Here is a 12,591-nt window from a genome sequence, read left to right on the forward strand (position 1 = left end):
ATCTGCAACTTGGAGCAGAGACTAATAAATGCCATTCAGCCTGGCTTCACTGTCAAGATTTCAAGGCACATTCCCTAGCTTCTTCCAACTGCTCAACCGTATCCACTGAAAGGGATGTCCCCTCAACTGCAAAGGTGGAAATCGTATGACCAGCTTCAATCAATCGCAATTGCTCTAGACGTTCAAGAGCTTCCAAAGGCGAAGGCGGCATACCTGACCAGCAGGCCAACACATCTCCTCGAAAGCCATACATCCCCACATGCCCCCAGTAGGTGGCATGGCGATGCCAATCCAAAGGGTCCACATCGCGCACATGCGGAATCGCCGAGCGAGAAAAATAAAGTGCTCGGCCGTCAATAGCCAATAAGGTCTTAACCACATTGGGGTTATGGATGGTCTCGGGCTTGAGTCGGTAAACCGGAGTTATCACAGCTGGAACAATCTCTCTCTGCTCGAACTCCATCGCCATTGTCGTCACCACCGCAGGGTCCAAGAACGGCTGATCCCCTTGCACATTGATTACTGCAGTCATAGCCAACCGCTGTTGCTGCTGCTGCTGATCCCAACCAGCAGCTTGCTCATCCCAGGCCATGGCAACCAAATGATCGGCAACCGAAGCAATTCTTTCGCTACCTGAACTGCATGAAGCCGAAGTCATCAACACCGGGAAACCCCAGTCTTCCGCCATCTCTTTCAATCGATCACTATCCGTGCAAAGGACAACTGCATTTGGCCCATGAGCCTGACTGCAGCGCTCAAGAACACGCTGCAGCATTGGCATCCCGCCGATATCTGCCAGAACCTTATTGGGCAATCGCGATGATGCAAGCCTTGCAGGCACAGCCACGACACTGCGTTGAACTCCCATCGGCATTAATCCCAAAGCTTCATCGCATCATCACGAGCACTAAACCATTCAGCCGCTAAGGCACCACCCATCGTGCGCTGTTCGCGGAACCATGGCCCGCCCAAAGTCCAATGCAGTAACTGGGGTCGTGACTGCCCAACCGAAAGCTCAGGATACTCCTGAACAGCAACCAAGTGGTTCCAAAGCCCACCCTCAATGGCTCCAATCTCATGATCACCGGCAAGCCAGTGAAAACGATGCAAATCAAGCCCCGTGGCCGTACTCACATAATCGACGGTTAGAGCAGTGCAACGACTGCAATTCAGCATCATTAGCGAGCTCCAGTTCTTTTTCGGGTAGGGGCTCTGAACCTCACCCAAGAATTTCTTCGTTTCTCCTGGCTCATGCTCATGCTTCACGCACATCACAGCCATCTGTTCATCGCGCTGGGACCATAGCTCCGCGATATCACCACGGCAGAGCATGTCGCAGTCCATAAAAATCGCCCAGCCTTGATAACCCATAAGCTTCGGCACAAGAAACCTCGTGAAGGAAAATGCCGTGCTTTGCTTCGGATCGCGCTCCCGCCGAAACAAGCCCTGGCCTTCCAGCTGAGGAGTGACCAAAGGGGTTATTGCCAGCGGCATCGAGCTGTGCTGGTAAAGACTGTCGATCAAAACATTGGTCGCAGCTCTTTCACGCGGGTCGTAACCGATATAAATCGGTATCGGCGAGGTCATGACTCAAATGTTTCGCTCATAAAAATGAGCGTAGACCTTTCTCATCTCAACAACTCAATGGTGCAGAAACCCAAGCCGAATCAGGCGCAACAAAATTCAACGTCATAGGGCTATGACTTGAGCATGATGACAAAAACAATGAAGCCCAACCAGCGAGCAGCAGGAAGCGCATCTAAAAGTCATATCTTCCATTCGAGAATGGCAACGCTCCTGGCATGGCACTTACGATGCAATGAAACGCATCACTCTAAAAACAAGGAAAAAAGGGGAGCCGATTAATATAATTTTTCTCAAAGTCCTGGTTCCAGCACTCTCACTACCTGACACAAATACCTCATGACCGTATTGTCTTGTTCGACGTCGACAATCTCACTCATACGATCATTTCAGGCATCAACCAAGGCAAAAACTACTCTCCAAGGCCAGGGGATTTTCCCTCGATATCGACACAGATAAAAAATCGAGAAGTACAATATCGACTTGGGCCCATACAGGCAAATCTACCAATTTAAACCTGAACTCAAGAACGGAAGAATTTATCGCCATCATTAATACAAAACCAACAGCTCATTCTACTCAAATCTTCACATCGACCCACTCTAATTATTCAACTAATGATCTCTTGAATACACAAGTCTCTGGTTTAATTGCCTCACCCATGGCAACAGCAAGGCCAGCTGAACCAAACTCGACGAGTGGCCCATCCAAGCACCGTCGTAACGGATCGATGCTCCACGCTTGGCATCAAAACGCATCCGATTGCCCGCAAGGATGTGACTCGTGGAATGTTGCGCTGGCTGGAGCATTTGCTCATCGAAAGGGATTTCCAGCCAGGAACAGAGCCGCCGAAGACTCGTCTCAGGGTCAAGCGCCAACTGCTCGTAACCGAGCCGAAACACCGGGCGCCCGCTGGCCTGCAGCAATCGGTCCTGACGAGCATTCACCCGACACCAGCGCAGCAGCGGCTGAAGGCCAGGTAGCCAATGCTTCTTATGACGACCATCCCGGGAGCGGGAATGGACCCAGCTACGTACATCTCTGGTGAGATAAAGGATACGAATTTCAAGGGCCGGATCATCAACAAACGGCAACACCATGTCGTCCTGATAGGACTCCACTATCCACTCAATTGCATCCCCCTGCTGCTTGACATGATGGTCAACTTCAGCAAGCAGCTGCTGCAACTTCTCAACAAGGGGGAAATGGTCGTGTGCAGGTAACCATTCGAGCAAAGGCCCCCAAACCGGACAGCTCGAAGCGGTTCTGCCACAAGTACACAAACGCTGATGGCGCAATTCAGCCCTAAGACGAGCAGGACCACGTTGCTCCTCACCTGGTAAAGGAGTCCGCAAAATGCGTAGAGCCTCTCCCAGTCCGATCATGCGTGGGTGGCTCCCCAACGCCAAATCGAGAATGGTGGTGCCGCTATGGCCCAGGCCACGGATCAGGAGAAGTTTTTTACATGCCATCACCTCAGGCCTACTCCAAAGGCTCAATCGGGGCCAAACGTGGATCAAGAATCTTTGGCCCCATACCAGCAAACTTGACAGCAATCGACACTTTTTCGCCACTCCCGAAGGTATGGGTAATCTCCCCTTCGCCAAAACTGGAATGCACGACCCGGTCGCCCACGACCCATGCCTTGCCTGGAGCAGGCCCAGCCTGCCGCCGCCGCACTGCATTGCTAGGGGCTCCGCTCACACCACCGGCTTTGATCCTTTGATTGTCATCGCGATCAACCCGCGTCAAACGGTCAAGCCGTCGCTCACGCCGTAATGCCACACCACCAATTTGAGGGAGATCACCCTGCACCAAACCCTCGGGCAACTCAGCAAGAAATAGTGAGGGAACAGCAGGCTGTCGCATGCCACCCCAAAGTCTTCGCTCACTGGCATGAGACAAAAACAAACGTTCTTTGGCACGCGTCATCCCCACATAGCAAAGGCGTCGTTCTTCCTCCAAAGAGGATTGATCATCAAGGGAGCGATAGCTAGGGAAAAGCCCCTGCTCCATACCAACCAGAAAGACCAAGGGAAACTCCAGCCCCTTACTGCTATGCAAGGTCATTAACGTCACCCGATCAGCAGCCGTATCCTTGCTATCAGCATCGCTCGCCAACGCAGCGGAGGCTAAGAAGCCCTCAAGATTGCCCTCTTCATTTTCTTCCTGGTATTGCAAAGCAGCATTCACAAGTTCTTGCAAATTGCGTCGCCTCTCCTCTGCCTCATCGGTAGCTTCAGCGATCAGCTCACTGATATAGCCACTCTTCTCCATCACCTGTTGAATCAGCTCCGAAGGAATCTGATCTTGAATCGAGCGTTGCAAGTCATTGATCAATTCACAGAACTGCAACAACCCCTTCGCCGATCTGCCTCCTAGTGAGCGCACTGCTTCGGCATCACTCACCACATCCCACAAAGGAATCCCAAGTTGATTGGCAGCATCAGTAAGTCTCTGCAAGGTGGTCTTGCCAATGCCTCGCTTGGGCACATTGATGACTCTGAGCAGGCTCACCGTATCGGCGGGGTTGACCAATAAGCGTAAATAGGCCAAAACATCCTTGATTTCACGCCTGTCATAAAAACGTAATCCGCCCACGACAATGTAAGGAATACGCCAACGCACCAGCGACTCCTCAATCGCCCTTGACTGGGCATTGGTGCGGTACAACACTGCCACATCGCCCCAGCGAAATTCTGGATGAGCAGCTTCCAGCATGCGCATTCGATGCACTACAGCTTCAGCTTCTGCGATCTCATCGTCACAGCGGGTAAGAGTGATCAACTCCCCCTCGCCACGGGTAGCTCGCAATACCTTGTCAATCCTCTCTGTATTGTTAGCGATCAAAGCATTAGCTGCCTCCAGAATTGTTGAGGTAGAGCGATAATTCTCCTCCAACTTCACCATGGTGCGAGTGGCATCGTCTGATGCTTTGTCGCCAAAGTCGTCCTGAAAGCCCATTAAGATCGTGAAGTCAGCCGCACGGAAGCTGTAGATGCTTTGATCTGCATCGCCGACCACAAAAACTGAACGGCCCTGCCAATCCTCAAAGGTTTCAGGTTCCCGACCATCGGTAACCAACAACTTGATCAACTCGTACTGAGTGCGATTGGTGTCTTGGTATTCATCAACCAACACATGTCGAAAACGATTGTGCCAATAACGTCGTATCTGCTCGTTCTGCTGAAGTAACTGGACGGGCAACAACAGCAGGTCATCAAAATCAAGAGCGTTGTTCGCCGCTAATGCCTTGCGATAACGCCGATACGTCTCAACCGTGAGCTTGCCTCGCTGACCATCGACCTGTGCTGCCAATTGATCAGGAAACCAGCCTTGATTTTTAGCGTTACTAATTGCCCAGCGCACCTTCTTAGGCTCAAAGCGCTTGGGATCGAGCTGTAGCTCCTGAGTCACAATCTCCTTAACCAAACTCTGGGCATCAGCCTCGTCGTAAATCGAGAACTGCTTCGTCCAGGTGAGACCCTCCTTGTCTTTGAACTTGTCGATGTCGTAACGCAACATTCGCGCGAATAGGGCATGGAAAGTACCGATCCACAGCTCCTTGGTCACCTCTTGGTAGATGCGGGAGCGCAGCTGACGCTGCTCCACAGGCGGCAGGGTGCTCCAGGGCTGCCCAAACTGACTCTGCGCCAGACGCTGAGCCAGCAACAGCTCAAGACGCTCCTTCATCTCCCGGGCCGCCTTATTGGTGAAAGTCACCGCAAGGATCTGAGACGGATCGGCTCCGTGTTCGCCGATGAGATGGGCGATGCGATGGGTCAGAGCTCGCGTTTTGCCGCTGCCCGCACCGGCCACCAACAACAACGGGCCCTCGTGATGATCCACCGCCCTTCGCTGAGCGTCATTGAGGCCAGCCAGGAAACTCATCAAACATCCGATTTGGGCTCACCTTAAATTCGGTATTACCAAAACAGGAAAGGAATGCACCGCAACCGCCTGATCCGGTTCGCACATGAAACAAGGCCGCTTGATGCTCTTTTCGCCGCCAGTCTTTTTCTCGGACTTGAACGAAGCAACCACGCATGGACGCTGGGCCTGCTGACCGCCTGGATCGGCCTTCGATGCTGCATACAAATATTTCATGATCGGAATCAAAGGAATTGGCGACAACAGAACCTCTCTCAGATTGTGATCTCTAGCCTTGTTTTTTTTCAGGCAAGAACAATCATCCGACTTGACGACCATCCAGGTGCTTCCTATTACATCTTGATCGCCGCCGCTCTTAGCGTCGGAGCGACTTATCTCATTGACGACTGGACACGTCTTCTGCGCTGGATCAGCTGCTCGGTCTTATTGATCAATACAAAATTGATCTGGATTGCATCTTCAGGATACCCAGCTGGAAGTAGCGACAATTGGCTTACCGCAGTCAATAATCAAATTTTCGAACTAGGATTTGGAAGAGTGAATGCATTGGCATCTGTTATTGCACTCACCACAATTCTATGTTTTTACGGTTTAAGAAGAGATTATCAACCAATCGCAAAGGTGATTCATACCCTGGGGTGCATCAGCGGTTATGCACTTTGCCTACAGACAGGCTCACGCATGGCAGCTGGAGTGCCCCTAATCGCAGCCATGGCAGCATTCGCCATTTGCATCAAGGATTACATTCCAAATCGCTCAGCTCGACGCATACAAACATGGATTACTTCAGCCACGGCCGGGTTGATCGCCGTCGCTATTTGGGCCACTGCAATTCAGCCTGATATAGGAGCAGGAATGGCCAGCGAAAAACTCAGACTGAGCTTCTGGCAATGTTGGCTTCAAAATTCTATTTTTGCAGGGAATGGAAAGATCGTCCATGGCATTGGATACAACCTGGAAAACATGGTTAATGCCTGCAACAATCAATCTGCAGACAGCAGCCTAATCCAATTAATCGGACAACATGGTCTGTTGGGTGTGCTTGCCATAGGGCTATTACTAACTCTATTGATCCGCAGTCTTTTGAGTCAACGAACGGAGGACATGAAGTCGATCACACACCCATGCCGACTGCACTGCTCCTGGTCCGAGGCAGGGATGGGAAGCCTGTTAACAGTCGTACTCTGCAATTTGACAACACCCGCTTATCTAGGAAGCTTTGTAGGAGCAGCACTGACCGGCCTTGCACTTTCAATGAGCCTGGTCCGAACCGATTCCGAAACAACTGTTAAATAGAAATGTCAAAGTCAAAACATCCATTAATTGTCTGGATGGCAAGCTTTTTTGCTGCCCTGCTGACCCTTGCATTTGTCGCTCAACAATGGGTCGAAGCAAATCGCGACCTCTGGCCCAATCCACGATCCGAGGAAGGGCTAGCCATAACCTTGACTTACAACATAGCCAGTCATGGTCTTTTCTTATTGGCTCTTGCAGCAATACTGGCCTGGCTGCTGAATCAAACACGTCAGAAAGCATCCAGAGATCCGCATTCGTCGCGAGGCAAACCACTCAAGCGGCACAGAGCATGGAAAGCAGTATCTCAGCACCCATTTGCCACGGTGATTTTCACCGCTTGCGCCTTTTTCATGGTGAGCGAAGCCAGCTGGTTTTATAAAGAAATCATCGGCTGGTTTGACGATATCCAGGCAGGCTACCTGCTTGATAATTTCTCGTTACGAATGAATCTATTTCGAGAAACCATGTCTCGAAACGATTTTCGCTTTTACCCCTTGGCCTTCCAGGACCTACAAATCCTCAGTTGGTTAACACCATATCCAAAGATCTGGATGATTTTTAATGTGGCACAAATGATCGCCACAGTAATACTTGGTGCCAAAATTGCTGGCCTCAGCGCGAAGCATAAACAAGGGCGCGAAGCAATCGTGATGTTTGCAATTTTATTTATATTCATAGCCCCAAGTGCCTACAGTTATTTTCAATTTATTTACAGCGAGCGCATTGTAACTCTTTTATTTGCTGGCCACCTTTATGCATACATAAATTATAAGTTCACAAAGCAAATTCTATCGCGAAATATCGCGATAGCATGCGCCTTAATTGGTATTTTCTTCAAAGACACCGCAATACTTTTATTTCTTTCACCTGCAGCAGTAACGCTTGTGCTGGGCAATATAGGCCTAGTCACAAACATGCCTAAGCCCAGCGAAACTTCATTTAAAGGTTGGGTTTCAGCGTACAAAGCAGAACTAGCCATTATGAGCCTGGCTCTATTCTTTATAATATGCTTTGCATACTTAAGCTACCTGCCTAGCTTATATGTAGGCGAAGATCGCTACGACGCCGAACTAAAATTTGTACGTTTTGAGCCAGATTTACGCCTCTTCATTCTTTCCATCTATACAGCGATTAGGTCTTTTCAAATTCTCAAGAAAAAGGAGACTCCAAATCCAGTCGACGGCGCAAATTTTGGAGCACTTGCATATGTACTCGCTCTTTATTACTTTGTTGGATACCGCTCCAGCAACTATATGGCACTGCCAATACATTTTGTTGCTGTCATCGACATCCTCATTGCATGGCAATCGTGCATCAAGCCATGGTTAGAAAAAAGCATTGGCCCTAACAAAACAGGTTTTGCAGGAACATTTTTGAGTGTTGCAATTATATACGGTGAGCATATGTTTCCAAACACTTTTTATCACCGCATCAAAGATATGACCATGACACAGCGATCATGGGCAGCCACATACAAAAAATCTGATGAAATCTTGCGCGCAGCACGCGAAACAGGCCAACCAGTGAACGTTATTTTCTCCAAATCATGGTTCCGGCGATTCAGTCACTTAAAACAATTGAAATATGATCGACTTATTTACCTCAACGAAGATACAAAAGAATATTTAATCGTTGACGGAGTTGGCAAGGGTGGCTTCCATGAACCACAAATAGGTGATTTTTTCTTAGACCTTGATACTGGTCGCCACCGGATAAAAGAATTTGGCATCAATATTGACGGCTTTGTGCCCATTTACGAATACGCAGAAAATCTCAAGAACGGCAGAATTTATATAAAGCGCTAAAAGGTTGATTTAAATCACTTACTTCATGTCCAATCATAGATTGGCATTAAAAAGTGCACTTAGTATCAACATCTTATTCATAAACAATTTACTCGCACCTTGATCTTTTGTATTTTTTCATGCAATGCCTACAGCAAATAGAATCGACAGGCTTTCTTCGTTATAATTTCAACACTTATATTCCAGAATACAACGATCCAGACATAGCCAAAAAGCCAAAGCCAATGTAACTGAGCAATTCGACTCGGAAGACGTCAACAACCATTATTTGTCTCATAAAAAGCAAAAGTAATGCTTTGATGATTGACAGTGCGCTACATCCTCATATGCTCAAACCAGAAAAGAAAGCATTGCTAACTAGACTAAAAAATACTAGCCAGCAAAGCCTTGCATGGCAATTTCACAATGAAACGAAGGAGTTTTAATTGCCTGCAATACTTGAAAAAACTTGGTGCATTAAAGCCCATTCGCAAACTTTGTTGCACCAGGGGGCAATCAAAACAACTTCAAATCCAAAAATGGCAATGCAATATCACTTCAAACAAAAGCAAAATAGGAAAGCTTCGGGGTTTTTCTTAATTGACTCAATGCAAAAAACTAAAGCAGCTAAAGCGCAGATTCGAAGCATTCAGCAACGTTACTAAACTGGCTTTTCCAAACACAATATGTCACTCCAGATAGGATCGAGAGCATCCCATGAATAGGCGTCCATAAACTCAGCAGCCGCGTCACCTAACCGACGGCGCAAAGCTGGATTCTCCGCCATGGCTTGCATGGCCTCTGCCAATAAAGTCACTTTCTCGGCAGGAACAACCCAACCGCTTTTGCCATGTACCACCACCTCCAAAGGACCAGGTGATGCATCGCTGACGATCACCGCAAGACCACTTCCCATCGCTTCAAGAAGTGAGTTGGGCATCCCCTCAAAACGAGAAGACAGCACGAAGACTGCATCTCTGTGATACAGAACTTGAGGATTTCGCTGAAACCCCATAAATCGCACTTGACCTCTTGGCAGTAGCGAAGAAGCCAGTGTCTCAAGCGAGGCTCGCTCTGGACCATCTCCAGCAATCAGCAATGGCCACATCTCTCGAAGTGGTACTGGCAGTTGGGCATAGGCCTGAATCAAAAGATCAATGCCTTTCTGAGACACCAGGCGGCAAACTGCCAAAAAACAAGGGCCCGCCGCTGGCTCATCCGAATGATTGCCCGGATGAGAATCCACAACCAAAGGATTCGGCAACAAGCGCATGTCATCAGCCATCGCTGGATGGCAGTGCTGGAGCCCCTCAAGCACCCCAATCGTATTGGCTGTAATGACATCCGCTCTCTGCCACAACCAAGACCGAAGCCTGAGCCATGGGAACGACTGCTTCTGCAGACGCGGATCATTGCGTTCCGATACCACAAGATGACCGGGCAATGCCCACATAGCCTGGCAGCAGAGCAAGTTAGTGCGAGTGAGCAAAGACAGCACGCGGGCAGGCTTTCCCGCGTACAGGAGATCTCTCAACAATGTCGCCTGAACGCCCGAGGAGCTGGACACCAACCACTGCACGAGCAAAGGCGCCTGGCCTGGAACCAACCTCTTCAGCACTTTCCATCCGATCACGAAGCTGATCCAAGCCAGAGATCGTCGACCCCAGGTGCATGAGAACCGCCAGATGCGCGCTATGGGAGCGCGATTGCTGCTGGTTTCTGCAACTGCAGGCCCAAGATCGACCCAACGCAAGCCCTCCGGAACAGCATGCGTCAAGGGTTTATCAGGCAACAGAGTGACAAGCGTCACCTGGCGTCCTTGCCCCAGAAAATGCTCCGCTGCCATCAACGCCACTTTCTGGGCTCCACCTGGCCCCAGATGGGGCAAGACGATCACAAGATCGCTACCAGCAGGCAAGGCCGCCGTCATCAGTTCATTGATGCGTGGCACTGCTGAAGACGCTTTGCCAAGAGTGCATTCAATTCCTTGAAAGAAGAATGATTCAGCAACTGGGATGTGCGCCGAATGCCCATGTCACGCGTGACAACATCCTTACTACGCAGTTGCTGCAAAGACTCTTGCAAGTTCACCATTAAACCGAGGTGATTTTCCTGAGTTTTAGAGAAGCTATCCCCGGACTGGCTGAGACAATCACGACGAACAGCCTCCTCAACGACACGGAGCTCCGTTTGCGTCCGTTCCATGGCATCAGGAACATTGGAAGCAGGGATTAAGGCGCCAATTGCCAAACAACGCGACAGATTGCTTGACATGCGCAGACAAGCATCGGCATTGAGCTGCGGATAACGCAACTTCGAAGCCACCTCCATCACCTCAGACCAGACCCAGGCGAGAGCCTGATCATTCCCCACTAACACAGCAAGATGATAAAAGCAGGTACACAGGGAAATTAAAAGCTTGGCCTGATTGCGCCGATTCGATGCTGTGCATCCATACACAGCGTCATCAGCAGCGAGCTGGTTGACAAGAGGATGAATAGACAGAAGTAATGATGATGCTTTCGCTGTATCACTCAGCTTGATCACCAAATAGCTCTGAGCAATCAGTGAGTAGCAACGATGGCTCGGCAACAAGTCGTGCAGTGTGGACAAACCCTCCAAAGCCAAAAGCCGATCCTGTGCATCTTGCGGACGCGATCCCGTTCGAAAGAGCAGACGCTCAACGGCGCGATAATCGCCATCTTGCAAGCGAGGAACCAACAAAGAAAATGCCTGATCGAGTTGTCCCGCTCGGAAGGCCAGCGTGCACTGCATGGATTGCACATCAGCATCCCCAGGGCGACGACGGGCAGCTAGATGGGCCACGACTGCTGCTCGCCGATAAAAATGCAACTTGAGACTGGCTTCAAACAGTCGATAAAAACCAGATCGAGGACACAACCAGCCTGAGCTCAGGCGACAGACCCAAAAGCGTGCTTCATATCTCAAGCGCTGAGTACGCCTTTTGAGGCCATGAATGATTACAGCTTGATCTCCTTGCCGATGGCGAGATCGAAAGCAAAGGGATCAACAGACTCACTTCCACTTCCAGGGAAAAAGGTGAATTCTCCAAACATCACACGAGACACCATCGCTCCAGACATCACCTGCTTGACACTATAAAGATCTACACGCAAATAAGGAAATTCGCGAGAGAAAGCGGAAGCCATCTCCAGCATCTCATAAAAAGTGTCAGGTCGCTGAGGTATGACCTCAGGCTGAGGATAAACCCATTGCACAGGCTGAAGCTGCCATGAAGGATGAAATATTGCGATCGTTCGTTCACCAGAGCGCAATCCCTGATTGACCTGAATCATCAAACAGCGCCCACGACTCATGTGAAACTTATAATCAACCAGCTCCTCCCCATCCACAGGTTCAATCAGTTCCTCAATCAGAAGACGCCGCGGAACTGGCCAGTACGCCCATTCATGCTTGTAGACACCATAAGGGTATTGAAGCCATGCCCTTGATTGCAGGCGCAACGCGTCAAGATCAAAGGCTTGACTCTGATCGACAAAGAGATTCGCGCCCGATCGATGGGTGGCCTTAATCAGAAAGCGTTGAGGAAGTTCATGCCAACGGATCTCTGAAACATCTTTCGTCACGGCCAAAGTGCGCGCAACATCGAGACGGAATCCATGCTGATGAGCCCACTCCAGCGCCAATTCTTTGGCAAAAATCTTATCAACAGCCCGAACAAAAATCCTTGGAGATCGCCTAATTTTGAGAACCGTGATCTTGTGGTGAAAGGTGCATGGATGACGCAGACTTAGCTCATACCCAGTTCGTTCTCGAAACGCTCGGTGTAACTCTGGGTAGCCACAAAGACGCTCTTTGATCTGAAAGCAACGTCCGCGAATTTCATAGACGGGTGGTGTTTCCCAAAGCCAAAGTCGGAATCGATTGAGGCGCTTCAGTGGCATAAGCCACTGTTCCCTCCAGGTCGTGATGTCATTCGCAGGCATCGGCACACTGGCTAAGACGCTTGTCGAACAGATCTCGGCAAGGGTCTCATTTTGCACTGCTGGCCCAG

10 protein-coding genes are annotated in these 12,591 nt (G+C 49.7%); 3 read left to right on the forward strand and 7 right to left on the reverse strand.

Features of this window, described 5'->3' with window-relative positions; genetic code table 11:
• Positions 1 to 52: 52 nt before the first annotated feature.
• From kdsB to SIB66_RS01510, 4 genes are all read right to left on the reverse strand, one after another.
• Entirely contained in the window at positions 53 to 868 is an 816-nt protein-coding gene (gene kdsB, locus SIB66_RS01495) for a 3-deoxy-manno-octulosonate cytidylyltransferase (RefSeq protein ID WP_063407680.1), read from the reverse strand.
• 5 nt (positions 869 to 873) lie between these two features.
• The gene (locus SIB66_RS01500) at positions 874 to 1,587 is read right to left on the reverse strand and encodes a glycosyltransferase (protein ID WP_063407347.1); all 714 of its coding nucleotides are present in this window, start codon (positions 1,585 to 1,587) and stop codon (positions 874 to 876) included.
• A 611-nt stretch (positions 1,588 to 2,198) separates the two neighbouring features.
• Complete coding sequence (locus SIB66_RS01505) at positions 2,199 to 3,056, reverse strand: sulfotransferase (RefSeq protein WP_063407681.1); 858 nt, start codon at positions 3,054 to 3,056, stop codon at positions 2,199 to 2,201.
• Between the two features lie 10 nt (positions 3,057 to 3,066).
• Positions 3,067 to 5,475, reverse strand: coding sequence for a UvrD-helicase domain-containing protein (locus SIB66_RS01510; RefSeq protein ID WP_063407348.1), 2,409 nt, complete (start codon positions 5,473 to 5,475; stop codon positions 3,067 to 3,069).
• 54 nt (positions 5,476 to 5,529) lie between these two features.
• On the opposite strand from SIB66_RS01510, the gene SIB66_RS01515 reads away from it, so the two are divergent.
• From SIB66_RS01515 to SIB66_RS01525, 3 genes are all read left to right on the forward strand, one after another.
• Entirely contained in the window at positions 5,530 to 6,771 is a 1,242-nt protein-coding gene (locus tag SIB66_RS01515; protein WP_063407349.1) for a hypothetical protein, read from the forward strand.
• 2 nt (positions 6,772 to 6,773) lie between these two features.
• A complete protein-coding gene (locus tag SIB66_RS01520; protein ID WP_063421915.1) occupies positions 6,774 to 8,576 on the forward strand; it encodes a hypothetical protein in 1,803 nt (600 codons plus the stop codon).
• Positions 8,577 to 9,001: 425 nt separating this feature from the next.
• Positions 9,002 to 9,220: a hypothetical protein gene (locus SIB66_RS01525; protein ID WP_063407351.1), complete on the forward strand. Its 219-nt coding sequence runs from the start codon at positions 9,002 to 9,004 to the stop codon at positions 9,218 to 9,220.
• On the opposite strand, the gene SIB66_RS01530 is transcribed toward SIB66_RS01525, so the two are convergent.
• The 3 genes from SIB66_RS01530 to SIB66_RS01540 form a co-directional block, all read right to left on the reverse strand.
• The gene (locus tag SIB66_RS01530) at positions 9,217 to 10,485 is read right to left on the reverse strand and encodes a glycosyltransferase family 4 protein (protein WP_063407682.1); all 1,269 of its coding nucleotides are present in this window, start codon (positions 10,483 to 10,485) and stop codon (positions 9,217 to 9,219) included. The two genes, SIB66_RS01525 and SIB66_RS01530, sit on opposite strands and share 4 nt — an antisense overlap.
• Positions 10,485 to 11,456 carry a hypothetical protein gene (locus SIB66_RS01535; protein WP_236070377.1) on the reverse strand — a complete coding sequence of 324 codons (972 nt, stop codon included), beginning with the start codon at positions 11,454 to 11,456 and terminating at the stop codon, positions 10,485 to 10,487. The genes SIB66_RS01530 and SIB66_RS01535 overlap by 1 nt, the downstream gene beginning before the upstream one ends.
• 80 nt (positions 11,457 to 11,536) lie before the next feature.
• Positions 11,537 to 12,580, reverse strand: a complete 1,044-nt coding sequence (locus SIB66_RS01540) for an ATP-grasp fold amidoligase family protein (RefSeq protein WP_236070378.1) — start codon at positions 12,578 to 12,580, stop codon at positions 11,537 to 11,539.
• Between the last annotated feature and the right edge of the window lie 11 nt (positions 12,581 to 12,591).

The sequence above is a fragment of the Prochlorococcus sp. MIT 1318 genome, assembly GCF_047304505.1.
In the GTDB taxonomy this organism is placed as follows: domain Bacteria; phylum Cyanobacteriota; class Cyanobacteriia; order PCC-6307; family Cyanobiaceae; genus Prochlorococcus; species Prochlorococcus marinus_D.